Origin of the sequence: Amycolatopsis sp. NPDC049159 (genome assembly GCF_040648295.1) — a bacterium.
Classification (GTDB): Bacteria; Actinomycetota; Actinomycetes; order Mycobacteriales; family Pseudonocardiaceae; genus Amycolatopsis; species Amycolatopsis pretoriensis_A.
Genome location: NZ_JBEZDL010000043.1, coordinates 19,426 through 45,313, shown reverse-complemented (window position 1 = coordinate 45,313; position 25,888 = coordinate 19,426). Strand labels below are relative to the sequence as shown.

The window sequence follows — 25,888 nt, the reverse complement described above, 5'->3', positions numbered from 1 at the left end:
GGGCTCAGCTGGTCAGGATCTGCGGTGAGAGCACCTTCAGCATCGCGTTCGCCCACTTGAGCTGCCGCAGCGTCCGCGGGTGGCCAGCAGCGGCGAACCCGGGCCGGACAACGCCGTCCCCGGCCAGGCCCAAGCCGTGGTCACGACCCGCGCGGGCCACCTCGCGGACGTGCGCGGCCGGCCGCCGCAGCCGAAGGACTCCTTCAGCGCGGTCGCCGTGCACAGCCGCGGGTTGCCGTCGAGGTGGTTGCGCCCGGGCCCCGCTCGGCCAGGAACTCCTTACCGCGCCGGACGATCAGCTCCATCGCCTCGTCCCGGCTCGCGAAGAGGTGGCCTGACCGGCGAAGAGCTCCTTCGGGCCGGGGGCGCCCGTGGTGACGCAGTCGTCGGCGAGGCGGCTGCCCGCCCGAACCGGCCACGGCACCCCCGGCCCGTACGGCGTCCCAGTCACCCAGGGCACTTGATCCGGCGCCGGGTACCCGCCACGGGATCGGGCAAACGCCGTCGGCGCCGTTTTAAGTTGCGCGGCGCAATGGTGACCGCGCATCCGATTCCTCCGCTTCGACCGCCGCGGCGAACCTCTCGAAAGCCTCGATCGCCGCATCGCGGGCGCCCGGGCCGAGGCGGTGCAGGACGCCCGCCAGCACGCGGCGGCGGTCGCCGTCGACGCGGTCCACGAGCTGGCGGCCCGCGCCGGTCGGCGCCAGCAGCGTCTCGCGGCGGTTCAGCGGGTTCGGGGCCTTTTCCAGCAGCGCGAGCGTGCCCAGCCGATCACACGCCCGGGTGACCGACGAGGGGTTGAGCGCCAGTTCGCGGGCGACCTTGCCCATCGTCACCGGCGTCCGGTCCACCACCACCCTCAGTGCGCGGAACTGGGTGAGCGTCAGCTGCTCAGTGTTCCGCTCGACGGTCGAATCCGCGATGGTCACCATCGCCCGCAGCACCGCCAGTGCCGCTTCAGTGCCATCGTCTGCCTGCCACGTTTGCGTCACGCAAGCATGATAGCCGCCGAAAGCGGGTACGCGCTCACCGAAGCGAAGCAAGGGAGTGCTCATGAGCCAGACAGTCGGCGACTACCTGCTCCAGCGCCTGCGCGAATGGGGCGTGGAGCAGGTTTTCGCCTACCCGGGTGACGGCATCAACGGCATCGTCGCCTCGTTCGGGAAAGCGGACAACCAGCCGCGGTTCGTCCAGACCCGGCACGAGGAGATGGCCGCGTTCGCGGCCGTCGGCTACGCGAAGTTCAGCGGCCGGCCGGGCGTGTGCCTGGCGACGTCCGGCCCGGGCGCGATCCACCTGCTGAACGGGCTGTACGACGCGAAGCTCGACCACGTGCCCGTGGTGGCGATCGTCGGGCAGACCGCGCGCAGCGCGATGGGCGGCAGCTACCAGCAGGAAGTCGACCTGCAGGCGCTGTTCAAGGACGTCGCGAGCGAGTACCTCGTCGAGGTCAACGTCGCCGAGCAGCTGCCGAACGCCCTCGACCGCGCGATCCGGACGGCGCAGTCGTCCCGCTGCCCGACCGCCCTGATCATTCCCGCGGACCTGCAGGAAGAGCCGTACTCGCCGCCCCAGCACGCGTTCAAGCAGGTGCCCTCCAGCCCGCCGAGCACGTCGTGGCCGCGCCCGGTGCCGCCCGAGGCCGACCTCGACGCCGCGGCCGAGGTGCTCAACGCCGGCGAGAAGGTCGCCGTCCTCGTCGGGCAGGGCGCGCGCGGCGCCGCCGAAGAGGTCCGTCAGCTCGCCGAGGTCACCGGCGCCGGGGTCGCGAAGGCGTTGCTGGGCAAGGACGTCCTGCCCGACGACCTGCCGTGGGTGACCGGCGCGATCGGGCTGCTCGGCACCCGGCCGAGCTACGAGCTGATGCGCGACTGCGACACGCTGCTGATCGTCGGCTCGAACTTCCCGTACAGCCAGTTCCTGCCGGACTTCGGCCAGGCGCGCGCGGTGCAGATCGACCTGGACGGCCGGTTCATCGGGATGCGCTACCCGACCGAGGTCAACCTCGTCGGCGACAGCGCGGCGACGTTGCGGGCGCTGCTGCCCAAGCTGGCGAGCAAGCCGGACCGGGCGTGGCGCGAGACGATCGAGAAGAACGTCGCTTCCTGGTGGGACACCGTCGAAAAGGAAGCCGCGGTCGAAGCGGACCCGGTGAACCCGATGGCCATCGTGTCCGAGCTGTCGCGGCGGATCCCGGAGAACGCGATCGTCACCGCGGACTCCGGGTCCTCGACCAACTGGTACGCGCGCAACCTCCGCATCCGCGGGGACATCCGCGGGTCGCTGTCCGGCACGCTCGCCACGATGGGCCCCGGCGTCCCGTACGCGATCGGCGCGAAGTTCGCCCACCCCGACCGGCCGGTGATCGCACTGGTCGGCGACGGCGCCATGCAGATGAACGGCCTGGCCGAGCTGATCACGATCGCGCGGTACCAGAGCCTGTGGAGCGACCCGACCTGCGTGATCTGCGTGTTCCACAACAACGACCTGAACCAGGTCACCTGGGAGCTGCGCGCGATGGGCGGCGCACCGAAGTTCGAGGAGTCCCAGAGCCTGCCCGACGTCGACTACGCCGGGTTCGCGCTGTCGCTCGGGCTCACCGCGGTCACGGTCGACAAGCCGGACCAGCTGGCCACGGCCTGGGACACGGTGCTGACCGCCGGCAAGCCCGCGGTGCTCGACGTCCGCTGCGACCCGGAGGTGCCGCCGATCCCGCCGCACGCCACCTTCGAGCAGATGAAGTCCGCCGCCCAGTCGGTGCTCAAGGGCGACCCGGACGCGTTCCACCTCGTGGTGCAGGGGGTCAAGACGAAGCTCCAGGAGTTCCTGCCGGGGAGCCGGTGACCCGGCCGGCGATGCAGTGATCCCGGAATTCCACGAGGGCATCAGCTGTGCGCCCCGGTCCCGCCGCGCGGGACCGGGGTTCGTCGTGCTCGGGCGAAGGCGGGCCTCAGCTCTGGCTGGGGATCTCCGTGGCCCGTTCCCAGCCCGACGGCAGGCGGCTGACGTTCAGGGCGTGGTCGAGGCCGCTGGCCGACAAGGCGCGGCGGACCACCCGGTTGTCGCCGGTGACGATGCGCAGGGTCGCGTTCTCGCGGACCGTCCTGGCCTGGATGCCGCCGAGGGCGGCGAGGCCGGCCGAGTCGAGGAGGTCGACCTCGGAGAGGTCGAGCACCAGGATCGGGAAGCGGCGGTGCGCCCACGTGCTCAGCGCCGAGCGGAGCTGAGCGGCGCTGTCTTCGTCGAGGGCGCCGCGGATCTTCACCATGACCGCGCCGAAGTACGGGCGGACGACCTGGATGTCGAAGGGGCTGCGCGCCTGGCGCGCCGACGGCACCACGGGGATCGCCGTCGCGGGGGGCTGGACGACTAACATTTCTCCACGCCTCATTCGAAGATGACGTGACGAACGGGTCTCACCGGCCCGCTCGAACGGCTGGCAAATCGGGGGGCGGCTGTGCTTTCTGAACCGCACTTCGCAGCGTAGCCCTTGATCCAAACGGCGCAACCCCGCCAACGGCCGAACCGGGCACCCCCGCATGCGAAGGCCGTCTTCACAGCTCAAACCACCCATCCGGGTGAAGTTTTCGTCGTGCCGCCGCACTCTTGACAGCGGTGCGTGTACTCCGCATCCTAGGTGCATATCAGGTTTCCTTACATCTAACGCCGAGGCATCCGCGCAGCGCACCACGCTTCGCCACCGTCCGCAGCAGGAACCCTGTCACCGGTGACAAGGAGACGACCCCGTGACCCGATCCCCCGGCCCGGCCGATTTCGGCCTGGGCAGCTGGCCCGCGCGGCGGGCGCGGATCTCGCCGGACCGCACCGCGCTCGACGGCGGCGGGCAAGACCGCACGCTGACGTACGCCGGCCTCGCCGAGCGCGTCGAGCGGCTGGCCGGCGCGCTGACCCGGCTGGGGGTGCGCCCCGGCGACCGGGTGGCCTACCTCGGCGTCAACGCCACCACCGTCTTCGAGGCGCTCTTCGCCACCGCCCGCTGCGGCGCGCTCTTCGTCCCCCTCAACTACCGGCTCTCCGGCACGGAAATCCGGTACATGCTCGACGACAGCGGCGCTTCGGTCCTGGTGCACAGCCCCGACACCGACGCGCTCGTCGCCGCGGCCGGCCCGCTGCCGGTGCGGCACGTGCTGGCGACGGACCCGGCGTCGTGCCCGGCGGGCGGGCTGGACTTCGAGGCCGAGCTCGCCGCGGGCGGTCCCCCGCCGGGCACCGGGATCGCGCTCGACGACCCGTGCCTGCTGCTCTACACCTCCGGCACCACCGGCCGCCCGAAGGCCGCCGTCCTCACCCACGGCAACCTCACCTGGAACACCGTCAACCAGCTGGCCCACCTCGACGTCCTGGGCACCGACAAGGCGCTGTGCATCGCGCCGCTGTTCCACTGCGTCGGGCTGGGCCAGATCACGCTGCCGACGCTGTTCAAGGGCGGCAGCGTGGAACCGGTCGCGAAGTTCGACGCGGGCGCGATCCTCGGCCGGATCGGCGCGGCCGGCATCACGAGCTTCTCCGCCGTCCCCACGATGCTGGAAATGCTCTGCCGCCACGAAAGCTGGGCGAGCACCGACCTCAGCTCCCTCACCTGCGTCCTCTACGGCGGCTCGCCGGTGGCCGAGCGGGTGGCCCGCGCGTGGCTCGACCGCGGCGTGCAGCTCCTGCAGGGCTACGGCATGACCGAAGCCGCGCCGGGGGTCTCGATGGCCACCCACGAGGGCACCCCCGCCCACCCGGTCGCCGCCGGGGTGCCGCACTTCTTCACCGACGTCGCCGCGCTCGGCCCGGACCTCGCCCCGGCGCCGCTGGGGGCCGAGCCCGCCGAGCTGCTGGTGCGCGGCCCGCACGTCTTCGCCGGCTACTGGAACCGGCCCGAAGAGTCGAAGGCGAGCTTCGTCGAGGATGACTGGTTCCGGACCGGCGACGTCGTCCGCGTCGACGACGACGGCTGGGCCCACGTCGTCGACCGGGTCAAGGACGTGATCATCTCCGGCGGCGAGAACGTCTACCCCGCCGAGGTCGAGGCGGTCGCCACGCAGCTGGTCGACGTCGAGGCGTGCGCCGTGGTCGGCGTGCCCGACGCGCGCTGGGGCGAGGTCGGCGCCGCCTTCGTCGTCCCGCGCCCCGGGTCCCGGCTCGACGAAGCGGCCTTCCGCGCCCACCTCGAACAGCACCTCGCCCGCTACAAGATCCCCAAGCACGTCGAGTTCACCGAAGCCCTGCCCCGCAACGCCACCGGCAAGATCCGCCGCGTCGAACTGCGCGCGCGAGCCGCCGGCGCCTTCCCGAACGGACCCGCATGACCACCGCCCTGCTGCCCCCTTCCCTGCGCGTCGACCGGCACGACGAGGTCGCCGTGCTGCGGCTGTGCCGCCCGGAGAAGCGCAACGCCCTCGACGACGCCACCGTGCTCGGCCTGGAAGCCTTCTTCGGCGCGCCGCCGTCCGGGGTCAAGGCGGTCGTGCTCGACGCCGCGGGCGACCACTTCTCGGCCGGGCTGGACCTGGCCGAGCTCACCGAGCGCGACGCGTTCGAGGGCCTGGAGCACTCGATGATGTGGCACCGCGCGTTCGAGCGGCTCGAACGCGGGCGCGTGCCGGTGGTCGCCGTGCTCAAGGGCGCGGTCGTCGGCGGCGGCCTGGAACTGGCGGCCGCCGCGCACATCCGCGTCGCCGAGCCCTCCGCGTTCTACGCGCTGCCGGAGGGCCAGCGCGGCCTGTTCGTCGGCGGTGGCGCGTCGGTGCGGGTGCCGCGGCTGATCGGCGCGCACCGGATGGCCGACATGATGCTCACCGGCCGCGTGCTCGACGCCGACGAAGGCCACGCCGCCGGGCTTTCGCACTACCGCGCCGAAAACGGCTTCGAGCACGCCATGGACCTGGCCCGCAAGATCGCCGCGAACTCGCCGATCACGAACTTCGCCGTCCTCCAGGCGCTGCCGCGCATCGCCGAGGCCAACCCGGCGGAGGGCTACCTGATGGAAGCGCTGATGGCGGCGGTCGCGAGCGGCAGCGCCGAGGCGAAGGAGCGGATGCAGGCGTTCCTCGAGAAGCGCGCGGGGAAGGTCGGCCGATGACCGAGATCGGCCGGTACCTGGCGTGGCTGGCCGGCCGCGGCCACGCGTTCGACGACTACGCCGCACTGCACCGCTGGTCCGTCACCGACCTCGACGGCTTCTGGTCGTCGATCAAGGACTTCTTCGGCGTCCGCTTCCACTCCCCCGCGACGGCCGTCGTGCCCGACCGGCGGATGCCCGGCACCGCGTGGTTCCCCGGCGCGACCCTGAACTACGCCGAGCACGCGCTCGGCGGCCCGGCGGACGAGATCGCCGTCATCGCGTACTCCCAGACGCGCGAACGCGCCGAGCTGACCTGGGACGAGCTGCGCGACCAGGTCGCCCGGGCCCGCGCCGGGCTGCGCCGGCTCGGGGTCCGGCGCGGTGACCGGGTCGTCGCGTACCTGCCCAACACCCCGGAGACCGTGGTCGCCTACCTCGCCGTCGCGAGCCTCGGCGCGGTCTGGGCGTCCTGCGCCCCGGAGTTCGGTGCCCGCTCGGTGGTCGACCGGTTCGGCCAGATCGAGCCGCGGGTGCTGCTCACCGTGTCCGGCTACCGCTACGGCGCCAAGGACGTCGACCGCCGCGGCGAAGTCGCCGAAATCCGCGCCGGCCTGCCGACCGTGGAGCACGTCGTGCACGTCCCCTACGGCGAGCACGGCCTCCCCGGCACGACCGCCTGGAGCGAGCTGCTCGCCGAGCCCGAGCCCGGGTTCGAGCCCGTCGGGTTCGCGCACCCGCTGTGCGTGCTGTTCTCCTCCGGCACCACCGGGAAGCCGAAGGCGATCGTGCACGGCCACGGCGGGCTCCTGCTGGAGCACCTCAAGAACCACGGCCTCAGCTGGGACCTGCGCCCCGGCGACCGGATGCTGTGGTTCTCCACCACCGCGTGGATGATGTGGAACGCGCTCGTCTCCGGGCTGCTCACCGGCACGTCGATCGTGCTCGTCGACGGCAACCCGCTGCACCCGGACCTCGCGTGGCAGTGGCGGCTGGCCGCCGAAACCCGCGCGACGCTGATGGGCGCGAGCCCGGGTTTCCTGATGGCGTGCCGGAAAGCGGGCCTGAACCCGGCAGCGGAGTACGACCTGTCGGCGTTGCGGCAGCTCGGCGCGGCGGGCAGTCCGTTGCCGGCCGAGGGCTACCACTGGGTGCGGGACGTCTTCGGGCCGGACGTGCTGCTCAACGTCGGCAGCGGCGGCACCGACGTCTGCAGCGGGATCGTCCAGGGCGGCCCGCTGCAGCCCGTCATCGCCGGCGAGATCTCCGGGCCCTGCCTCGGCGTCGACGCGCAGGCGTTCGACGAGCACGGGAAGCCGGTGGTCGGCGAGCTGGGCGAGCTGGTCATCACCGCGCCGATGCCGTCCATGCCGGTCGGGTTCTGGGGCGACGACACCGGCGAGCGCTACCGCGAGACGTACTTCGGCACCTACCCCGGCGTCTGGCGCCACGGCGACTGGATCCGGTTCTCGCCCGGGGGCAGCTGCGTGATCGCCGGCCGCTCGGACGCCACCCTCAACCGCGGCGGCGTCCGGCTCGGCACGGCGGAGTTCTACGCCGTCGTCGAGGAACTGCCGGAGGTCGAGGACTCGCTCGTCGTGCACCTCGAAGACCCCGCGGGCGGCAACGGCGACCTCCGGCTCTACGTCGTCCTCCGTGACGGCGTCCTGGACGCCCCGCTGCGCACGAAGATCGCGACGGCGTTGAAGAGCGCGCTGTCGCCGCGGCACGTGCCGGACGCGATCACCGCCGTGCCGGCGATCCCCCGCAACCGCACCGGGAAGAAACTGGAGGTGCCCGTGAAGAAGCTCCTGCTCGGCGCCCGCGCCGAAGACGTCGTCGGCCGGGACGTCCTGGCCGATCCCACCGCGCTGGACCACTTCGGGGCGCTCGCATGAGCGAGCTCGCGAGCGAATCATCCGACACTGCGTTTCCGGCTCAGGCGGCACCGAGCGCCAGCGAGGTGTGCGCATGAGTACCGTCGCGGTCGTCGGCACCGGCGTGATCGGCGCGAGCTGGGCCGCCCTCTTCCTCGCCAACGGCCTCGACGTCGTCGCCACCGATCCGGCGCCCGGCGCCGAAGAGCGGCTGCGGAGCGTCCTCGAAGGCACGCCGACGGACCGGCTGCGGTTCGTCACCGACGCCGGCGAAGCCGCGGCCGCCGCGGACTTCGTGCAGGAGAACGGCCCCGAGCGCGAAGACGTGAAGCACACCCTGTTCGCCGTCCTCGACGAGGCCGCGCGCCCGGACGTGATCCTGGCCAGCAGCTCGTCCGGGCTGCTGCCGAGCGTCATCGCGCGCGGCTGCCCGCAGCACCCGGAGCGCGTCGTCGTCGGGCACCCCTTCAACCCGCCGCACCTGATCCCGCTGGTCGAGGTCGTGCCCGGGCAGGACACCGCGCCCGAGGTCGTCGACCGGGCCGTGGCGTTCTACGCCTCGGTCGGGAAGCGGCCGATCCGGCTGACGCGGGAAGTGCCCGGCCACCTCGCGAACCGGCTGCAGGCCGCGCTGTGGCAGGAGGCGTATTCGCTGGTGGAGCGCGGCATCGCGACCGTCGCCGACATCGACACCGCCATCGCGTACGGCCCCGGCCTGCGCTGGGCCGTGCTCGGGCCGTTCCTCAACCAGCACCTCTCCGGCGGCGCGGGCGGCCTGGCCCACGTCCTCGAACACCTCGGCCCGCCCACTGAGCAGTGGTGGCGCGACCTCGGCCGCGTCCACCTCACACCCGAGCTCGCCGAGACGCTGGTCGCCGGCGTGGACGCCGAGCTGGCCGGCACCGATCGGCAGTCCCTCGTCGCCGCGCGCGACGCCGTCCTCGAGCGCCTGCTGGCCGCCAAGGCCGCCCAGCCCGACCTGCCCTGAGTGGAGTTTTCCGTGGATCTTTCCGCACTGACCGCCATCGACGTGCACACCCACGTCGAACAAGACGGCCACGGCTGTTTCGCCCTCGACCAGGAGCTCCTGGACGCGTCCGCGAAGTACTTCCGGGCCGGCCAGGACCGCACCCCGACGGTGACCGCGATCGCCGAGCACTACCGGGCGCGGAACATGGCCGCCGTCGTCTTCACGGTCGAGGCGCCCTCCGCCACCGGGCACCCGGCGCTCTCGAGCGAGGAGATCGCCGACGCGGCCCGCGAACACCCGGACGTGCTCATCCCGTTCGGCTCGGTCGACCCGCACGCCGGCAAGGCCGCGGTCACCCGCGCGCGGCGGCTGGTCGGCGAGCACGGGGTGCGCGGGTTCAAGTTCCACCCGAGCCTGCAGGCGTTCGAGCCGAACGACGTGCGGTTCTACCCGCTGTACGAGGCGATCCGGGAGCTGGGCGTGCCGGCGCTGTTCCACACCGGCCAGACGGGGATCGGCGCGGGACTGCCCGGCGGGCACGGCATCAAGCTGCGCTACTCGAACCCGATGCTGCTCGACGACGTCGCCGCGGACTTCCCGGACCTGACGATCATCCTGGCCCACCCGTCGGTGCCGTGGCAGGACGAGGCGATCTCGATCGCGACGCACAAGGCGAACGTGTACATCGACCTGTCGGGCTGGTCGCCGAAGTACTTCCCGCCGCAGCTGGTGCGCGCGGCGAATTCGCTGCTGAAGCGGAAGGTCCTGTTCGGCTCGGACTTCCCGGTGCTCACCCCGGACCGCTGGCTCGACGACTTCGCCGCCCTCGACCTCAAGGACGAAGTCCGGCCGCTGATCCTCAAGGACAACGCGATCAGGGTGCTCGGCCTGGCCTGACGTTTGCCGGCGCCGCACCGGGGCACCCGTTCCGTCCGGACTCTTTCGATCGGAGGGCGTCGTGGCGGTCGGGGACGTGCACACCTACTTCGAGGACGGCCTGTGGAAGAACCGGATCGAAGGGGGTGCGCGGGCGTCCAACACGTCCCCCCGCCGGGTCGACGCCGTGCTGGCCGGACGGCAGATCGCGAAGAAGCGCCGCGTCGGCCACGTCGTGCACACACCACAGGGTGAAGTCGAGACCGAACGCGACTACCGGCGCCGGCCCTGACCGTCCACAACGGACTGATCAGCGTCGGGCCAGCACCGCCCAGACGACCTTGCCGCCGGAGCGCAGCCGGCTGCTCCCCCACCGCTTCGCGACTTTGGACACCAGCCGCAGGCCGAGCCCGGTCTCGAGGACGTCCAGTCCCTCGCGCAGCACGGCGGGCCGCTCGCTCCCGTCGGAGACCGAGACACCCAGCCCGTCGCGGCGCAGCTCGATCCGCAGCCGGAGCTCGGAATCGGTGTGCCGGAGCGCGTTCTCCACGAATTCCGTGGCGACCAGGGCGGCGTCCTCGGCCAGTTCGGGCACCAGCCACTCCGCGCACACGCCTTCCACGAACCCGCGCGCCCGCACCGAAGTGCGCGGCGACCGGTCGAGCGCCTTCCCCGCCCGCCGCCGCGACGGTCGTGCCAGCGCGGCTTCGGCGGCGGCGTGATCGCGGTACACGGGCACGTTCCGGTCGGCTCGCGCGGTCAGCACCGCGCGCTGCTCCGGCCGGTCGGTCACCAGCGCGAAGGGAACCGCCGGCCAGTCACCGGCCCGGAGGGCGACGAGCGCGAACACGCGCACCAGCGCCGGGTCACGCAGTTCGAGGCGGTCGATGTCGATCACCACGCCGTCGCGGGCGTCGGCCGCGAACTCCAGCAGCCGGTCGCGCAACCTCGAATAGGTCGTGCGGTCGAGCACCCCGCCGACCGAAGCCGTGGCGACCGTGCCGTGCCGCGGGATGAGCCACACCGATGAGTGGCGGGCGAGCATCGCGGACCACCTCCTCGCCATCGTCTCGACTGATCGGGTAACCGCTGCGGAACCGATCAAACGCGACGATCCCGTTCCACCCGGCGTGTAGATCGAACCGGGCGGGGGTACCCGGAGGAACTCATCGACGTGAGGAGCCTGCCATCGCCACCGCGGTCCTGTTCGACGTCGACGGCACGCTCGTCGACTCCAATTACCTGCACGTCCACGCCTGGCACCGCGCGTTCGCCGAGCTCGACCGCGCCGTCGACTCGTGGCGCGTGCACCGGGCCATCGGCAAGGGGTCCGGCAAGCTGCTGAGCACGCTGCTGGGCGAGGCGGACGCCGACCGCATCGGCGACCGGGCGAAGGAGCTCCACAGCCGCTTCTACCTGGAGACGGCGGAACTGCTGCGCCCGTTCGACCGTGCCCCCGAGCTGCTCCGCACCCTGGCCGGCCGCGGCGTGCGCGTGGTGCTGGCGACGTCGGCGGGCGCGGACGAGCTGTCGGTGCTGCGCAAGGTCCTCGACGTCGACGACGTGGTCACGGGCATCGTCTCCGGCGCGGACGTCGACGCGACGAAACCCGACCCGGAGCCGGTGTTCGCGGCCCTCGAGCGCGCCGGAACCCGCCCGGAGGAGACGGTGTTCGTCGGCGACGCGGTGTGGGACGTCCACGCGGCCACGAAGGCGGGCGTGCGCACGGTCTCGGTCCGCTCGGGCGGGGTGAGCGCGGCGGAACTGACGGAGGCCGGCGCGGTCGCGGTTTACGACGACGCTGCTGCGCTGTTGGCGGGGCTGGAGGAGAGCGTGCTGCTCAGCTGAGCTTGCGGGCGGCGCGTTACGAAAGTGGGGTAGGACACCACGTCCTACCCCCTCGGCTTCCCGACCAGGGCAGAACCTGCACGACTCAGCCGTTTTCGCTGTGCTAATCTGGTCGCAGTTCGGGCATTGGTGTGCCCACCAGCCCCGCCGATCCGGCCGGGGCTTTTTTTCTGCCCATTTCCGCCGGGTGAGTCCGGCGATTTCGTCGTGCCCGGAGGTCGCCATGCTGACGCTGCTCATCTACCTGTCACCGATGCTGCTGCTCATCGCGAGCTTCGGCGTGGTGTCGATCGTGGCCCTGTGCCAGGCACGATCTGAAGACGTGCCGAAGATCTTCACCGAGGCGACCCAGGTTTTCCGCAGGCTGAACAGCCGCCGTGCGCCTCGGCTCAGAAGCGATGCTGAAAACGACGAAGAGGAGGCCCAGCCATGACGCGCCGACGGGCGACTGTGGTTGACGGGAGCCGTCGCCTCGCCGCGGTCCTCGCCCTGGAGCAGCTCAAGTCCGCCCTGGCCACGTTGTCGGCAAGGCAGGCCGAAATCATCGTTCTGCGGTTCGGCCTGCGCGACAACATTCCCCGTTCCCGTGCCGAGGCAGCGGCGATCCTTTCCCTGCGCCTGGCCGACGTGTCGCGCCTTGAAACAGCAGCCCTCCGGCAACTGCGCCACCCGTCGCGTTCCGGCGTTCTTCGCGACTACCTCGACTCGGATCAAGCTGTCGTTCCGGACCGGGTGCGAGGGGAGATCATGGGAGGGACCGAAGCCGTGAAGCTCGGTCACTGTGCGCGTCACGGCTACTTCGAGCTGGCCCCGGGATCGATCCTCTGCTCGATGTGCCCGTGCCCCGTCACGCCGCCACGTTCAGCGACGTCCGACCTCGGCCGGCCGCGCCACTACTGCTCCAACGCGTGCCGCCAGGCCTCGTACCGCCTGCGGAAGGCGATCAGCTGACCTTCCTCGCCACCAGCCGCTCCACCAAGCCGAGCTTGAACCGCTCCTGCCGCTCCACCGTCAGCCCGGCCGCCGCCACCAGCACCAGCGGCCGCCGCCGGAAGTGCTCGCCTGCCAACGGGATGCTCGCCAGCTCCAGGAGCCACTGCACCACCCGGACCGGCCACGACGTCGACACCACGTGGTCGGCCAGGATCAGCCGGCCTCCCGGGCGCAGGACCCGCGTCATCTCCGCCACCGCCGCCGCGGGGTCGGGGATCGCGCAGAGGCCGAACGTGCAGACCACCGTGTCGAAAGACGCCTCGGCGAACGGCAGCCGGTGGGCGTCACCCTGGCGCAGCGTCACCGGGCGGGCCGGTTCGCGGGCGCGGGCCACCGCGAGCATGCCCTCGCTGAGGTCGAGGCCGGTGAGCCGCACCCCCGCCGGGTAGTGCGGGAGGTTGAGGCCGGTGCCGACGGCGACCTCCAGCACGTCGCCGCCCGCCTGGCCGCAGGCCCACTCGCGCGAGTCGCCGAAGAGGCGGCGGTCCCAGCCGGCCATCTCCGCGTCGTACGTCGCGGACTTCCGGTCCCAGTACCGCCGCCACCGCTGCGTCTTCGCCATGCCCCTCAGCGAAGCACGAACCGGTCAGCCGAACATGCCGGGCTCGTACGAGCCGCCCTTCCGGTGCACGATCACGGCGAGCCGGTTGGCCGAGTTCATCTGCGCGATAAGGGCGACCAGCGCGGCGGTCCGGTCGTCGTCGTAGTGCTTGCGCACCCGTTCCCAGGTGTCGTCGGAGACGCCGGGCGCGCCGTCGGCGATCCGGGTGCCCTCCTCGGCCAGCGCCAGTGCCGCCTGCTCGGCCTCGGTGAACACGGTGGCTTCGCGCCAGGCGGCGACCAGGTTGACCCGGACCGCCTCCTCGCCGGCGGCGGCGAGCTCCTTGGTGTGGACGTCGACGCACCACCCGCAGCCGTTGATCTGGCTGACGCGCAGCGACACCAGCTCCTGGGTGGTCTTCGGCAGCGGCGACCGGAGGATCGCCTGGCTCGCGGCGCCGAACCGCCGGGCGAACTCGGCGCCGATCTCGTTGTCGGTCAGGCTGAAGCGGGGTTCCATGGTCTCGTCCTTCCGTCGGAACCGGACGACCGGGAGATGCCGGGCCACCCCGGTCCCGTGACAGTGACGACCGTCACGGTCACACCGCGGCCCCCGCGAGCATCCGGTGGGAAAGCGAGCGAAAGGAGGAGCCGCATGGCCGACGCCGCCACCGAGGCGTTCCTCGCCCACCGGAACCTGCTGTTCACCGTCGCCTACCAGCTGCTGGGGTCGGCGGCCGACGCCGAAGACGTGCTGCAGGAGACGTGGCTGCGCTGGGCGGGCGTGGACCTGGCCGGGGTGCGCGACCGGCGCGCGTACCTGGTGCGCGTCACCACCCGCCAGGCCCTGATGCGGCTGCGGACGCTCGGCCGGCGCAAGGAGTCCTACGTCGGCCCGTGGCTGCCGGAGCCGCTGCTGACCGCGCCCGACGTCGCCGAAGACGTCGAACTCGCCGACAGCGTCTCGATGGCGATGCTGCTGGTCCTGGAGACGCTGACGCCGGCCGAGCGCGCGGTGTTCGTCTTGCGCGAGGTGTTCGACCTGGGCTACGAGGAGATCGCCGAAGCCGTCGGCAAGACCGCGCCGGCGGTCCGCCAGATCGCGCACCGCGCCCGCGCGCACGTCGCCGCCCGCCGGCCGCGCGGCCCGGTCTCCCCCACGACGTCCCGCGACGCGCTCGACGCGTTCCGGCACGCGGTCGAGACGGGCGACCTCCGGCGGCTGCTGGAGATCCTGGCCCCGGACGTGGTCTTCCTCGGCGACGGCGGCGGCGTCGTCCAGGCCGTCCCGGCCCCGGTGACGGGTGCGGCCGCGGTGGCCAGCCTGCTCACGGCGGGGATCGGCAACTTCGCGACGGGAACGCTGAGCGCGGCGCAGGTCAACGGCCACCCGGCCCTGGTCCTGCGCCGCGCCGGCGAAGTCGACACGGTCCTGGCCCTGCGTGTCGACGACGGCCTGATCACGGGCCTGTACGCGGTGCGCAACCCGGCGAAACTGTCCCGTTTGGACGAAGAGACCACGTTGCGCCGCTAGCGGTGCTTCTCCTTGAGGTCCGCGGCCTTCACCCCGGCCAGCAGCACCCCGACCGCCAGCAGCACGATCCCCGAGCTGATCACCAGCCCCAGCGACAGGCTCCCCGTCGCCGACTGGATGAAGCCCAGCAACGACGGCGAAGCCGCGGCCGCGAACGAGCCCATCGACGTCACCACCGCGATGCCCGTCGCGGCCGCGCGGTCGGTCAGGTAGATCGACGGGATCGAGTAGAACACCGTCAGGCCCGAGTAGTGGGCCGCCGCCATCACCGCGAGCAGGATGACCACCACCAGGACGCTGCCGCCGGAGAACGCGAGCGCCAGCATCGCCACCGCCGCCACCAGCCAGCTCACCGCCGCGTGCCAGCGGCGTTCCAGTGTCCGGTCGGAGTGGCGGCCGACCAGCAGCATCACCGCGATGCCGAGCAGCGGCGGGATCGCCGAGAAGAAGCCGAGGTTCAGCACGTCGCCGACGCCGGCCTCGGCGATGATCCGCGGCGTCCAGTACGAGACGGCGTTGGCCAGCGTGTAGGCCCCGCAGGCGCACAGCCCGAGGATCCAGACCTTCGGGTCGCGCAACGCCGAGAGCATGCCGCCGTGCCGTTCCGCCGTGTCCGCCTTCGCGGTCCGCTCGGCTTCCAGGTCGGCCTGCACGAGCGCCTTCTGCGCCGGCGTCAGCCACTTCGCCCGCTCGGGCCCGTCGGCGAGGAAGAACGCGACCGCGACGGCCAGCAGGATCGGCGGGATGCCCTCGATCAGGAACAGCCACTGCCAGTCGGCCAGGCCGCCGACGCCGCCGAGCGAGTGCATGATCCAGCCGGAGACGAGCGAGCCGAGCACCCCGGAAACCGGGACGCCGATGAAGAACACAGCGGTCATCCGGGTCCGGCGCGCGGACGGGAACCACCGCGACAGCAGGTAGAGCGCGCCCGGGAAGAAGCCCGCTTCGGCCACGCCGAGCAGGAACCGCGCGAGGTAGAACGTCAGCTCGTCCTGGACGAACAGGGTCGCGATCGTGACCACGCCCCAGGTGGCCATGATCCGGACCAGCGTCTTGCGGGCGCCGATCTTCGCCAGCAGCGCGTTGCTGGGGACCTCGAAGAGGATGAACCCGACGAAGAACAGCGTGACGCCGAGCCCGTAGACCGCCGAGCCGAAGCCGAGGTCGCGCTTGAGGCCCTGCTGCGCGATGCCGATGTTCGTCCGGTCGATGAAGCTGACCACGTAGCAGACCACGAGCAGCGGCATGACCCGCAGGGCGATGGTCCGGTAGGTCGACGCGCGTTCGGCGTCACCCACCGCGGGGGGCCGTCCGGTGACGGCGGGTTGTTCGGCCATCGCTACTCGACTCCTTCGTCAGGCGGGGCGTGCGGCAGCAGTGTCGGCATCCAGTGTTGAGTTTGTCAACACCTGGTCGACAACGGCTACGATGACCGGCATGGCGGAACGCGCGGACGGCCGAGACCTCGTGCCCATTTCGGGACTCCTTTCCTACCGGCTCTCCCGCACGTCGTCGGCGATGTCGCGCAGCGCCGCGCTGCGCTACCGGCGGGAGTTCGACGTCAGCCTCGGCGAATGGCGGGCGATCTCACTCATCGCCGCCGACCCCACCCTCACACTCAACCGGCTCGCCCGCCGCGCCGGGCTCGACAAAGCGCAGATGAGCCGGGTGGTCAGCCGCCTGACCGAGCGCGGCCTGGTGGACCGGACGGCCGGGTCGGGCCGCACGTCGCAGCTGGCCCTGACCACCGAAGGCACCCGCGTCTACCGCGGCCTGATCACCGCGGCCAACGAGCGCGACGCCGAGTTCCTGGCCGCGCTGACCCCGGAAGAGGCGGCGACGCTGAGCGGCGCGCTGGACAAGCTCGCCGACCTCGCACTGGCCGTCGAGGAGCGTGAGCGCGCCCACCCCGGCGACACCAACTGTTGACTTTGTCAACACGGCCGCGTAGATCTGGAGCCACCGAACGAAAGGTGGCCCGATGCCCGACGCCGTCACGCTCTGCGAGTGCTTCGCCCGCGACGGGCTGCAGCACGAGCCGGAGTTCGTGCCGACCGCGACGAAGGTCGCGCTGCTCGATTCCTTCGCGGACGCGGGGTTCCGGCGCATCGAGGCGACCAGCTACAGCCATCCCGGGCGCGTGCCCGGCTTCTCCGACGCCTCCGAGATCCTGACGCGGATCCGGCGCCGCCCCGGCGTCCGGTTCAAGGCGACCTGCCCCAACCCGCGCGCGGTGCGGCGCGCGCTGGCCGACCTCGACGCCGGGCACGGCGCCGAGGAGCTGAGCCTGCTGGTCTCGGCCAGCGAAAGCCACACCGAACGCAACCTGCGCACGTCGAGAGCCGGGCAGTGGGAGCGCGTCACCGAGATGGTCGAACTGGCCGGCGGCCGCTTCAAGCTGGTCGGTGTGGTGTCGGTGGCGTTCGGCTGCCCGTTCGAGGGCGCGGTCGACCCCGGCCGCGTCGCCGAGGACGTCGCCCGGTTCGCCGACCTCGGCGCCGGCCTGGTCACCTTGGGCGACACGACCGGCGTCGCGACCCCGCCGTCGGTCCGCGCGCTGTTCGCCCGGCTGGACCCCGCGGTGCCGGTGGTCGCGCACTTCCACAACACGCGCGGCACCGGCATCGCCAACGCCGTCGCGGCCCTCGACGCCGGCTGCCGGAACTTCGACACCGCGATGGGCGGCGTCGGCGGCCACCCGTCGGCCATCTCCTACGGCGCCGGCCTCACCGGGAACGTCTGCACCGAGGACCTGGTGAGCCTGTTCGACGCGATGGGCGTCGACACCGGCATCGACCTCGACCAGCTCGCCAAGGCGTCCGCCGCCTGCGAAGAAGCTCTCGGCCGTCCCCTGCACAGCATGGTCGCCCGCGCCGGCTTCACCCCGACCCCGAACCAGGAGACCCCGTGACCGTCATCGCCGAGGACCACGGCGCCGTCCGCGTCCTGACGCTGAACCGGCCCGAGAAGCTCAACGCCCTGAACACGGCCCTCACCCGAGACCTGAGCGAAGCCTTCTCGGCGGCCGACGCCGACCGCGACATCCGCGCACTGGTGCTCACCGGCGCCGGCCGCGGCTTCTGCGCGGGCGCCGACCTCGGCGAGTTCTCGGAGCTGACGCCCGAGCACGCCGATGCCGTCCTGGACCGCGCCGCGCTCACCGCGAAGCTGCAGGTGCAGGCGCGGCAGCTGCGGATCCCGGTGATCGCGGCCGTGCGCGGTGCCGCGGTCGGCGGCGGCGCCGGGCTCGCCATCGGGGCCGACATGGTCGTCGCCGGCACCGACCTCAAGTTCGGCTACCCCGAGCTGAGGCACTCGATCGTCCCGGCGCTGGTGATGACCGGGCTCGTGCACCACCTCGGCCGCAAGCTCGCGTTCGAGCTGGTCAGCACCGGGCGCCTGCTCACCGCCGCCGAGGCCTTCGAGCACGGCTTGGTCAACCGGGTCGCCGACCCCGCCGAAGTGCTGCCCGCCGCGCTGGCGATCGCCGAGCACTGGGCGAAGGTCGAACCGCGGGCGATCGCCGCCGCGAAGGACCTCTTCTACCGCGTCGCCGACCTGCCGGCCGACGCCGCCATGCGGGCCGGGCAGGACGTCAACGCGCTGATGCGGGGGTTCCGCCGATGACCGGCCCGCTGGCCGGGATCACCGTCCTCGACTTCTCCCGCGTCCTCGCCGCGCCGCTGGCGACGCAGATCCTCGCCGAGCTCGGCGCGACCGTCGTCAAGGTCGAACGCCCGGGCACCGGCGACGAGACCCGCGGCTTCGAACCCCGGCTGCCGCACGGTGAAAGCGCGTACTTCTTCGCCTTCAACCGGGGCAAGAAGTCCGTGACGCTCGACCTCAAGGACCCGCGCGGCCAGGAGGTCGCGCGGAAGCTGGCGGCCGAAGCCGACGTCGTCGTCGAGAACTTCCTGCCCGGCGCGATGGACCGCATGGGCCTCGGGTACGCGGACCTGGCGCGCCCGGACCTGGTCTACGTGTCCGCGACCGGGTTCGGGCAGACCGGCCCGGACCGCGACCGCAAGGGCTACGACACCGTCTTCCAGGCGCTGTCCGGCGTGATGGCGATGACCGGCGAGCCCGACGGGCCGCCGTCGAAGACCGGGATCCCGGTGGCGGACCTGACTTCGGGGCTCTGGGTGGTCATCGCCGTGCTGTCCGGGCTGGCCGGGCGCGCGGCGACCGGGCGGGGCCGGCACCTCGACGTGTCCATGATGGACGTCCAATTGAGCCTGCACGCGCTCAACGCCGCCCGGCTCTTCGCGCTCGGCGAGGACCCGGTGCGCACCGGCACCGAGCACCCGGGCCGCGTGCCGTCGGCGGCGTTCCAGGCCGGGGACGGGGAATGGCTGCACATCAGCGGCAGCGACCAGCACTGGGGTCCACTGTGCGCGGTCCTCGAGCTCGACGACCTGGCCGCGGATCCGGTGCTGCGGGGCAACTCCGGCCGCGTCGAGCAGCGTGCCCGCGTGATGAAGGCGTTGCGTGGCGCGATCGCCCGGCACGACCGGGACGCGCTCGTGAAGGAGCTGCGCGCGGCCGAGGTCCCGGCCGGTGCGGTCCGCTCGGTGCGGGAAGCGCTCGCCGATCCGCACGCCGTCGCGCGGGGCGTCGTCGGCGAGTTCACCCACCCGGCGGAGGGGACGTTCCCGGCGCTGCGGACGCCCCTGCGTGAGACTGGCGGTGAGCCGACGTCGGTGGGCACGCCGCCCCGGCTCGGCGCCGACACCGACGACGTCCTGGCCGGCCTGGGGCTCGGCCCGGCCGAAATCGAGGGCCTGCGGGCCGCGGGGGTGATCCGATGACCGAGCGCGTGCGCGTCACCGTCGAAGACGGGATCGCGCGGGTCGAGCTGACCCGGCCCGAGGCCCGCAACGCCGTGGACCTGCCGATGTGCCACCAGCTGCGCGAGGCGTTCGAGGCGCTCGACGACGACGTCCGGGTGGTGCTCCTGAGCGGGCGCGGGCCGGTGTTCTGCGCGGGAGCCGATCTCAAGGAACGCACCGGCAAGGACGCCGCCTGGGTGCGGCGGCGCCGCGTCGCCTCCTTCGCCGCGTACGCCGCCATCGAGCAGTGCCGGGTGCCGGTCGTGGCCCTGGTGCAGGGCGCGGTCGTCGGCTCGGGCGGCGAAATCACGCTCGCCGCCGACTTCGCGCTGGCCGCGTCGGGGACGGTTTTCCGGTTCCCGGAGCCGCACTGGGGTACCGTCGGCGCGACCCAGCGCCTGCAGCGCGCCATCGGCAAGCGCCGGGCCAAGGAACTGCTGTTCACCAACCGCCCGCTCGGTGCGGAAGAGGCCGCCGACCTGGGCGTCGTCACCCGCGTCGTCCCGGCGGACGCGCTCGCCGAGACCGGCGACGAAACGGCCGCGCGCATCGCGAAAGCGCCGCCGCTGGCCATCTCGCTCACCAAGCGCGCGGTCGACCTCGGCTCGGAAACCGACCTCGACCGCGGGATCCGCATCGAGCTGGCGGCGATCGAACAGTGCCTCGCCGACGGCGGCTGGCGCGACGGCGTCGCCCGCTTCACCGCCGGGAACGGAGAACCGCGATGACCGACCTGCGCACCGCCTGCCCGCTGACCACGCACGAGGTGCTGGCGCGCGCGGCCCTGCTCGCGCCGGACGTCGAAGCCGTCGTCACGGACACCGAGCGGATCACCTACGGCGAGCTGGCCGAGCGGGTCACGCGGGTCCGCGCCGGGCTCGCCGCCGCCGGGATCGGCCGCGGCGACCGCGTCGGCATCTGCCTCGGCAACGGCCCGGACTGGGTGGCGCTGTTCCTGGCGATCGGGGCGGCGGGCGCGGTCGCGGTGCCGGTCAACACCCGGTTCACCGCCGGCGAAGTGCGCTACACGCTCGAGCACGCCCGTGTCCGGATGCTGTTCGTGGCGTCCCGGGTGCTCAACGTGGACTTCGCCGCGATGCTGCGGGAAATCGGCGTCGAGTCCCTCCCCGGGCTCGAGAAGGTCGTCGTGCTCGGCGACGACGTTCCTCCCTTCGCTTCTTCGTGGGACGAGTTCCTGGCCGCGGCTTCGGCGGCTCCCGCACCGGTCGGCTCTCCCGACGACGTCCTGCTGGTGCAGTACACGTCCGGCACGACGTCGCGGCCGAAGGGCGTCCTGCTCACCCACCGCAGCATGTGCGCGGACGCGTTCTTCTCCGGCGCGCGGATGGGCCTGCGCCCCGGCGACCGGTTCCACTCCGCGCGGCCGTTCTTCCACGTCGCCGGCAGCACGCTGTCCGTGCTGGCGTCGATCCAGCACGCGACGACGCTGGTGACGATGCCGAAGTTCGAGCCGGAAGAAGCCTTGCGGCTGCTGGAAGCCGAGCGCTGCACGCACTTCTCGGGCAACGACACCATCGCGCTGCTGCTGCTCAACCACCCCTCGCGGCCATCGCGGGAGTTGTGCTTGCGCGGCGCGTGGGTGGCCGCGTCGCCGACCGTGATCCGGCGGGTCATCGACGAGCTCGGCGCGCGCGAATGCGTTGCGGGGTATGGGCTTTCGGAGGCGTCGCCGAACGTCGCCCAGTCGGCCTGGTGGGAGCCGGAAGAGCTCCGCGCGTCCGGCGCGATGGCCGTCGAACCCGGCGTCGAGGTGCGGATCCGCGACTTCGCCGGCGACCGCGACTGCGCGCCCGGCGAACCCGGCGCGGTGCTGGTGCGCGGCTGGAACGTGATGGTCGGCTACCTGGACGACCCGGTGAAGACGGCCGAGACGATCGACGCCGACGGCTGGCTCGCCACCGGCGACGTCGGGCTGCTCGACGAGACCGGGCGGTTCCACTTCACCGGCCGCACCAAGGACATCATCCGCGTCGGCGGCGAGAACGTGGCCCCGGCCGACATCGAAGACACCCTGCACCGGCACCCGATGGTGCGCCAGGCGGCCGTGGTCGGCGTGCCGGACGCGCGGCTGGTCGAGGTGCCGTTCGCGTTCGTCGTGCTGACCGGCCCCGGCGTCTCCGAGGAGGAGCTGCTGGGGTGGGCGCGGGCGCGGATGGCGGGCTTCAAGGTGCCGCGGCACCTGCGGATCGTCGAGGGCTTCGAGGGGATCGGGATGACCGCGAGTTCGAAGGTGCAGAAGAACCGGCTCGCCGCGCACGCGCGTTCCCTGCTGGAGCGGGCATGACCCGCATCTCGACGTCGGTCACCGGACTGCTGGGGATCGACCTGCCGATCGTGCAGGCCGGGATGTCGTGGGCGTCGTCGTCTTCGGCGCTCCCGGTGGCGGTTTCGAACGCGGGCGGGCTCGGCGTGGTGGCGGCGGGGCCGATGCGGCTGTCCGACCTGGACCGGGTGCTGACCGAGGTGGCCGCGGGCACGTCGCGGCCGTGGGCGGTCAACCTGCCGCTGTACCGCGCGGGCGTCGACGAGGTCATCGAGCTGGTGCTGCGGCACCGGCCGCCGGTGCTGATCGCGTCGCAGGGCGGGCCGCGCCGGTACCTCGAACGGTTCCACGGGATCGGGACGCGCTGCCTGCACGTCGTGGCCGGGGTGCCGCACGCGCTGAAGGCGGCCGCCGCCGGCGTCGACGGCCTGGTCGTCGTCGGCGCCGAGGCCGGCGGCCACCCGCCGCCCGCGATGGTGACGACGTCGGTGCTGGTCCGCGCGGTCGCCGCGGCGGTGCCCTCGACGCCGGTGATCGCGTCCGGCGGGATCGCGGACGGTGCCGGGCTGGCCGCGGTGCTCGCCCTCGGCGCCGGCGCCGCCCAGTTCGGCACGCGGTTCCTGGCCAGCACGGAGGCGTCGGTGCACCCCGCGTACAAGGAGGCGGTGGTCGCGGCCGGGGTGGACGGCACCCGCACGGTCGGGCACGGGCTGGGCGTGATCCGCGCCCTGGACAACGACTTCACGGCGCGGATGCTGGCCCTGGAGGAGTCCGGCGCCGAGGAAGACTTGCGGCGCAAGGCTTTCCAGGCGGCCACGCTGCGCGATGCGGCGTTGCACGGCGAGGTCGCCGAGGGGAAGCTCGAAGCGGGCCAGTCGGCCGGGCTGGTGGATTCCGTGCTGCCCGCGGCCGACATCGTGGCCCGGATCGTGCGGGAGTACCGGGCGGCGCGCGCCGGACTCCCGCCGATCACCTGAGCGTCACTCGGCGGCGGCCGCCAGGATGACCTCGGCGACGACACCGGGCTGCGACACCGCGACGGCGTGCGAGGCGTCGATCCGCCGGACCGTCGACTTCGCGCGCTCGGCCATGAACTCCTGAGCGGCGGCCGGGATGGCGTTGTCCTGGTTGGCGATCAGCGTCCACGAAGGCAGCTTCGACCAGGCCGGGGTGCCCTCGAACGGCGCGGCGAGCGCCTGCTGCGCGACGGCCCGCTGGGTGACGGCCAGTACCGCGGCGGTCTCGGCGGGTACGTCGCCGGCGAAGACCTCGGCGAAGTCTTCCGGCTTGATCGACAGCTCGGGGTTGCCGTCGTGCACCAGGACGTTCGTGGTTTCCGGGCCGAGCTTGGCACCCGGGTAGCGGCCGGACAGCTCGAAGACGCTCTCCCCCGCGTCGGGCTGGAAGGCGGCGATGTAGACGAGGGCGCGGACGTTCGGCGTCTCGGTGGCGGCGCGGGTGATCAGGGCGCCGCCGTAGGAGTGGCCGGCCAGGACGACGGGGCCTTCGACGCCGTTGACGACGTCCGCGACGTAGGCCGCGTCGGACTCGAGGCCGCGGAGCGGGTTGGCCACGGCGACGACCGGATAGCCGTTCTCCTGCAGCTTCGACACGACGCCGGTCCAGCTGGAGGAGTCGGCGAAGGCGCCGTGGACCAGGACGATGGTGGGCTTGCTCATGGCTGGCTCCTTGAGAGAGAACGATCAGTCTTTCTGCTCCCCGAACTCTGCCTCGTCCCGAGAGCGGGCGCAATGTGACGAAGCCGATCTGGCAGAACGATCGGTCTTTCTTTATGCTGGCCGGATGACGTCTGCCCCGGTGCACCCGAAGGACCGGCTGCTCGCGACCGCGTCCCGGCTGTTCTACGCGGAGGGCATCCACGCGGTGGGCGTCGAGCGCCTGGTGTCGGAGGCCTCGGTGACGCGGGCGACGTTCTACCGCCACTACCCGACGAAGGACGACCTGGTGGCGGCGTACCTGACGGAGACGAGCCACCGCATCCGCGCGGCGGTGGACGCCGCACGAGCGGGCAAACCCCCACGCGAAGCCCTGGCGGCGGCGTTGTCGGTGGTGGGCGACGCGACGTGCGGCGAAGACTTCCGCGGCTGCCAGTTCCTCAACGCGGCGGCGGAGTACCCGGATGCGGAGTCCCGGGTCCGCCGGGTGATCGAGGACCACCGGCGGTGGTTCTTCGAGGTCCTCCGGGATGAGGCGGCGGCGTTGGGGCACCCGGAGCCCAGCCACGCGGCGCGGGTGTTGGTGCTGTTGCGGGACGGCGCCTTGCACGGCGGCGAGCTGGACGACGCGGAGACGGTCCGGGTGACCTTGCGGCGGGCCGTGGAGGAGTTCTTCCCGGCCTGACCCGCCACGAGGGCACCCCGCACCCCCGGAGGCCCTCGGAGCCGGCCGCCCGCGGCAGCACCGCTCGCGGCGGCCACGTGGTCTTTCCCACCCGACCACCGCCGCTGTCGCGTGGTGGAATGGGATGTGCCGCCCGAACCCCTCCCCCGGATCGCGCGTCCCCGCACGCTGCTGTTCGCCCTTCCGGCGGCCGGGCGGAGATGGGGCGCCGGGCTTCGGGCCGCCGCCGCGGTGGCCGTCCCCGGCGGGCTCACCGTCCTCACCGGACACGCGGACGTAGCGCTCTTCGTCACCTTCGGCGCCTTCGCCGTCCTCTACGGCGAAGGCCGCCCCTACCGCGTACGCGCCCGAGTCGTCCTCGCCGCCGCCGCGATGCTGGTGCTCGCCGCCGCCCTCGGTGCCGTCGTCGGGAGCTCCGGCGGCCACGAAGCCGCCGTCATCGTCGTGGTCATCGCCGTCGCCGTGCTCGCCGTCTACGCCGTGGACGCGCTCCGGCTCGGGCCGCCCGGCGCCCTCTTCTTCGCCCTCGTCTGCGGCGGCGCGACCGTCGCCGCGGAATCGGGCGCCGGCCCGGTCGCCATCGTCGTCTGCACCGCGCTGGGCGGCCTCGCCTCGGCGATCGTCTCCATGGCCGGAAGGCTCACCGACAGGACCAAACCCGAGCGCGCCGCCGTCCGACGAGCCGTCGCCGCCGTCGACGCGGCGGCCGAGAACCCCGGCGCCGAAGCCCGCCACAGCGCCGGCTCGGCGATTTCCGCGGCCTGGAACGCCGTCCACGACGCCGGTCACGGACCCGGCTCCGAACTCGCCGCCACGCTGATCGCCGCCCACCGCCGGTTCGCCGACGCCACCGGCGGCCAGGAGGAAACCACCCTCCCGCTCCCCCGCCCCAGCGTGGGCTACCGGCTGCGCCGGTCGGCGACCCTCCGCTCGCACGCCATGGTGACGGCGCTGCGCGTCGGCGTCACCTGCGCCGCCGCCGGGAGCCTGAGCGCGAGCCTCGGTCTCGCACGCCCGCACTGGGCGATCCTCAGCGCGCTCGTCGTCCTGCAGCAGGGCACCGACCGCATGCGCGCCAACGTCCGCGGACTGCAGCGGTTCGCCGGCACCGCGGTCGGCCTCGGGTTGTTCGCCGCCGTGTCCGCGGTTTCGCCCGCCGGGCTCGCGCTGGTCGCGACGATCGCCGTGCTGCAGTTCTGCATCGAGCTGTTCGTGCCGCGCAACTACGCGGTCGCCGTCGTCTTCATCACGCCGGTCGCGCTGCTCGCCGGGGGCGCCGCGGCGAGCGGTCCGATCGGGCCGGTGCTGCGCGACCGCCTCGTCGAGACCGTGCTCGGCGTCGCGCTCGCCGTCCTCGCGCAGTACCTGCTCGCCCCGAACGCGCACCGCACGACGTTCCGCTGGACCGAAGCCCGCATCCGCGCCGGGGCCCGGGCCGTGCTCGAGACCACCGGCCGGGCGGCGCGGCGCGACCTGCAGTTCGAGCTCGAAGGCGCCACCCGCGCCGCGGTCGACTCCGCGCACAACGACGTCCGCTGGACCCGGGAGCACTGGCCGGCCCACGCCGCGCTCGTCCACCTCGGCTACGACCTCCTCGCGGCGTGCTGGGCCGGGGACGTCGACCGCGAACGCTGGGCACCGGCGTTCCGGTCACCTGCGTAAACCCGGCAAAACTAGGCCGAACGGGTTACCTTGAACGCGAAAGGTGA

At 72.8% G+C, this 25,888-nt stretch carries 28 protein-coding genes; 20 read left to right on the top strand and 8 right to left on the bottom strand.

What is annotated here, in order from left to right; translation table 11 throughout:
• Positions 1 to 4: 4 nt before the first annotated feature.
• Together AB0B33_RS45465 and AB0B33_RS45460 are read right to left on the bottom strand one after the other, a co-directional pair.
• A complete protein-coding gene (locus AB0B33_RS45465; protein WP_360784085.1) occupies positions 5 to 223 on the bottom strand; it encodes a hypothetical protein in 219 nt (72 codons plus the stop codon).
• Between the two features lie 292 nt (positions 224 to 515).
• The gene (locus tag AB0B33_RS45460) at positions 516 to 1,055 is read right to left on the bottom strand and encodes a MarR family transcriptional regulator (RefSeq protein WP_360784082.1); all 540 of its coding nucleotides are present in this window, start codon (positions 1,053 to 1,055) and stop codon (positions 516 to 518) included.
• Between AB0B33_RS45460 and AB0B33_RS45455 the strand changes: the two genes are divergently transcribed.
• Complete coding sequence (locus AB0B33_RS45455) at positions 1,054 to 2,844, top strand: thiamine pyrophosphate-requiring protein (RefSeq protein WP_360784079.1); 1,791 nt, start codon at positions 1,054 to 1,056, stop codon at positions 2,842 to 2,844. The genes AB0B33_RS45460 and AB0B33_RS45455 overlap by 2 nt on opposite strands.
• 106 nt (positions 2,845 to 2,950) lie before the next feature.
• On the opposite strand, the gene AB0B33_RS45450 is transcribed toward AB0B33_RS45455, so the two are convergent.
• Positions 2,951 to 3,376, bottom strand: coding sequence for an STAS domain-containing protein (locus tag AB0B33_RS45450; protein ID WP_360784076.1), 426 nt, complete (start codon positions 3,374 to 3,376; stop codon positions 2,951 to 2,953).
• A 370-nt stretch (positions 3,377 to 3,746) separates the two neighbouring features.
• Here AB0B33_RS45450 and AB0B33_RS45445 point away from each other — a divergent pair, with 370 nt between their 5' ends.
• The 6 genes from AB0B33_RS45445 to AB0B33_RS45420 all read left to right on the top strand — a co-directional run bounded on the left by AB0B33_RS45445 (position 3,747) and on the right by AB0B33_RS45420 (position 10,082).
• Positions 3,747 to 5,315, top strand: a complete 1,569-nt coding sequence (locus tag AB0B33_RS45445; protein WP_360784073.1) for a long-chain fatty acid--CoA ligase — start codon at positions 3,747 to 3,749, stop codon at positions 5,313 to 5,315.
• A complete protein-coding gene (locus AB0B33_RS45440; protein WP_247024352.1) occupies positions 5,312 to 6,088 on the top strand; it encodes a crotonase/enoyl-CoA hydratase family protein in 777 nt (258 codons plus the stop codon). Before AB0B33_RS45445 ends, AB0B33_RS45440 begins: the two co-directional genes overlap by 4 nt.
• Complete coding sequence (locus AB0B33_RS45435; RefSeq protein ID WP_360784070.1) at positions 6,085 to 7,965, top strand: acetoacetate--CoA ligase; 1,881 nt, start codon at positions 6,085 to 6,087, stop codon at positions 7,963 to 7,965. Before AB0B33_RS45440 ends, AB0B33_RS45435 begins: the two co-directional genes overlap by 4 nt.
• Before the next feature lie 73 nt (positions 7,966 to 8,038).
• Positions 8,039 to 8,932 carry a 3-hydroxyacyl-CoA dehydrogenase NAD-binding domain-containing protein gene (locus AB0B33_RS45430; RefSeq protein ID WP_360784067.1) on the top strand — a complete coding sequence of 298 codons (894 nt, stop codon included), beginning with the start codon at positions 8,039 to 8,041 and terminating at the stop codon, positions 8,930 to 8,932.
• A complete protein-coding gene (couO, locus tag AB0B33_RS45425; protein ID WP_360784064.1) occupies positions 8,933 to 9,811 on the top strand; it encodes a 4-hydroxyphenyl-beta-ketoacyl-CoA hydrolase in 879 nt (292 codons plus the stop codon). It abuts the gene before it with no gap.
• A 61-nt stretch (positions 9,812 to 9,872) separates the two neighbouring features.
• Positions 9,873 to 10,082, top strand: a complete 210-nt coding sequence (locus AB0B33_RS45420; RefSeq protein WP_360784061.1) for a DUF2188 domain-containing protein — start codon at positions 9,873 to 9,875, stop codon at positions 10,080 to 10,082.
• An 18-nt stretch (positions 10,083 to 10,100) separates the two neighbouring features.
• On the opposite strand, the gene AB0B33_RS45415 is transcribed toward AB0B33_RS45420, so the two are convergent.
• Positions 10,101 to 10,835 (bottom strand): ATP-binding protein, encoded by a 735-nt coding sequence (locus tag AB0B33_RS45415; protein WP_360784059.1) that lies wholly within the window; start codon positions 10,833 to 10,835, stop codon positions 10,101 to 10,103.
• Between the two features lie 44 nt (positions 10,836 to 10,879).
• Between AB0B33_RS45415 and AB0B33_RS45410 the strand changes: the two genes are divergently transcribed.
• The 3 genes from AB0B33_RS45410 to AB0B33_RS45400 all read left to right on the top strand — a co-directional run bounded on the left by AB0B33_RS45410 (position 10,880) and on the right by AB0B33_RS45400 (position 12,589).
• Complete coding sequence (locus tag AB0B33_RS45410) at positions 10,880 to 11,638, top strand: HAD family hydrolase (RefSeq protein WP_360784113.1); 759 nt, start codon at positions 10,880 to 10,882, stop codon at positions 11,636 to 11,638.
• 223 nt (positions 11,639 to 11,861) lie between these two features.
• Complete coding sequence (locus tag AB0B33_RS45405; RefSeq protein WP_360784057.1) at positions 11,862 to 12,071, top strand: hypothetical protein; 210 nt, start codon at positions 11,862 to 11,864, stop codon at positions 12,069 to 12,071.
• Positions 12,068 to 12,589 carry a sigma factor-like helix-turn-helix DNA-binding protein gene (locus AB0B33_RS45400; protein WP_360784054.1) on the top strand — a complete coding sequence of 174 codons (522 nt, stop codon included), beginning with the start codon at positions 12,068 to 12,070 and terminating at the stop codon, positions 12,587 to 12,589. The genes AB0B33_RS45405 and AB0B33_RS45400 overlap by 4 nt, the downstream gene beginning before the upstream one ends.
• Here AB0B33_RS45400 and AB0B33_RS45395 read toward each other — a convergent pair.
• Positions 12,582 to 13,193: a class I SAM-dependent methyltransferase gene (locus AB0B33_RS45395; RefSeq protein ID WP_360784051.1), complete on the bottom strand. Its 612-nt coding sequence runs from the start codon at positions 13,191 to 13,193 to the stop codon at positions 12,582 to 12,584. The two genes, AB0B33_RS45400 and AB0B33_RS45395, sit on opposite strands and share 8 nt — an antisense overlap.
• 24 nt (positions 13,194 to 13,217) lie before the next feature.
• Positions 13,218 to 13,691, bottom strand: a complete 474-nt coding sequence (locus AB0B33_RS45390; RefSeq protein ID WP_360784049.1) for a carboxymuconolactone decarboxylase family protein — start codon at positions 13,689 to 13,691, stop codon at positions 13,218 to 13,220.
• A 135-nt stretch (positions 13,692 to 13,826) separates the two neighbouring features.
• Here AB0B33_RS45390 and AB0B33_RS45385 point away from each other — a divergent pair, with 135 nt between their 5' ends.
• Positions 13,827 to 14,705 carry an RNA polymerase sigma-70 factor gene (locus tag AB0B33_RS45385; RefSeq protein WP_360784046.1) on the top strand — a complete coding sequence of 293 codons (879 nt, stop codon included), beginning with the start codon at positions 13,827 to 13,829 and terminating at the stop codon, positions 14,703 to 14,705.
• Here the strand turns inward: AB0B33_RS45385 and AB0B33_RS45380 are convergent.
• Entirely contained in the window at positions 14,702 to 16,042 is a 1,341-nt protein-coding gene (locus tag AB0B33_RS45380) for an MFS transporter (RefSeq protein WP_360784043.1), read from the bottom strand. The two genes, AB0B33_RS45385 and AB0B33_RS45380, sit on opposite strands and share 4 nt — an antisense overlap.
• A gap of 100 nt (positions 16,043 to 16,142) precedes the next feature.
• Here AB0B33_RS45380 and AB0B33_RS45375 point away from each other — a divergent pair, with 100 nt between their 5' ends.
• From AB0B33_RS45375 to AB0B33_RS45345, 7 genes are read left to right on the top strand one after another with little or no spacing between them, the layout of a single operon-like run.
• On the top strand, positions 16,143 to 16,634 hold the full coding sequence (locus AB0B33_RS45375; RefSeq protein ID WP_360784040.1) for a MarR family transcriptional regulator: 492 nt from the start codon (positions 16,143 to 16,145) through the stop codon (positions 16,632 to 16,634).
• Between the two features lie 52 nt (positions 16,635 to 16,686).
• A complete protein-coding gene (locus AB0B33_RS45370) occupies positions 16,687 to 17,616 on the top strand; it encodes a hydroxymethylglutaryl-CoA lyase (protein ID WP_360784037.1) in 930 nt (309 codons plus the stop codon).
• A complete protein-coding gene (locus AB0B33_RS45365) occupies positions 17,613 to 18,332 on the top strand; it encodes an enoyl-CoA hydratase/isomerase family protein (protein ID WP_360784034.1) in 720 nt (239 codons plus the stop codon). Before AB0B33_RS45370 ends, AB0B33_RS45365 begins: the two co-directional genes overlap by 4 nt.
• The gene (locus tag AB0B33_RS45360; RefSeq protein ID WP_360784031.1) at positions 18,329 to 19,513 is read left to right on the top strand and encodes a CoA transferase; all 1,185 of its coding nucleotides are present in this window, start codon (positions 18,329 to 18,331) and stop codon (positions 19,511 to 19,513) included. Before AB0B33_RS45365 ends, AB0B33_RS45360 begins: the two co-directional genes overlap by 4 nt.
• Positions 19,510 to 20,262: an enoyl-CoA hydratase/isomerase family protein gene (locus AB0B33_RS45355; protein ID WP_360784028.1), complete on the top strand. Its 753-nt coding sequence runs from the start codon at positions 19,510 to 19,512 to the stop codon at positions 20,260 to 20,262. Before AB0B33_RS45360 ends, AB0B33_RS45355 begins: the two co-directional genes overlap by 4 nt.
• Positions 20,259 to 21,839: an AMP-binding protein gene (locus tag AB0B33_RS45350; protein WP_360784025.1), complete on the top strand. Its 1,581-nt coding sequence runs from the start codon at positions 20,259 to 20,261 to the stop codon at positions 21,837 to 21,839. Before AB0B33_RS45355 ends, AB0B33_RS45350 begins: the two co-directional genes overlap by 4 nt.
• Entirely contained in the window at positions 21,836 to 22,795 is a 960-nt protein-coding gene (locus tag AB0B33_RS45345; RefSeq protein WP_360784022.1) for a nitronate monooxygenase, read from the top strand. Before AB0B33_RS45350 ends, AB0B33_RS45345 begins: the two co-directional genes overlap by 4 nt.
• Positions 22,796 to 22,798: 3 nt before the next feature.
• Here the strand turns inward: AB0B33_RS45345 and AB0B33_RS45340 are convergent, their stop codons facing one another.
• Positions 22,799 to 23,497, bottom strand: coding sequence for an alpha/beta hydrolase (locus AB0B33_RS45340; protein ID WP_086864918.1), 699 nt, complete (start codon positions 23,495 to 23,497; stop codon positions 22,799 to 22,801).
• A gap of 124 nt (positions 23,498 to 23,621) precedes the next feature.
• On the opposite strand from AB0B33_RS45340, the gene AB0B33_RS45335 reads away from it, so the two are divergent.
• Positions 23,622 to 24,179 carry a TetR/AcrR family transcriptional regulator gene (locus AB0B33_RS45335; protein ID WP_247024369.1) on the top strand — a complete coding sequence of 186 codons (558 nt, stop codon included), beginning with the start codon at positions 23,622 to 23,624 and terminating at the stop codon, positions 24,177 to 24,179.
• Between the two features lie 126 nt (positions 24,180 to 24,305).
• Positions 24,306 to 25,841: an FUSC family protein gene (locus AB0B33_RS45330; protein WP_360784018.1), complete on the top strand. Its 1,536-nt coding sequence runs from the start codon at positions 24,306 to 24,308 to the stop codon at positions 25,839 to 25,841.
• Positions 25,842 to 25,888: the final 47 nt, after the last annotated feature.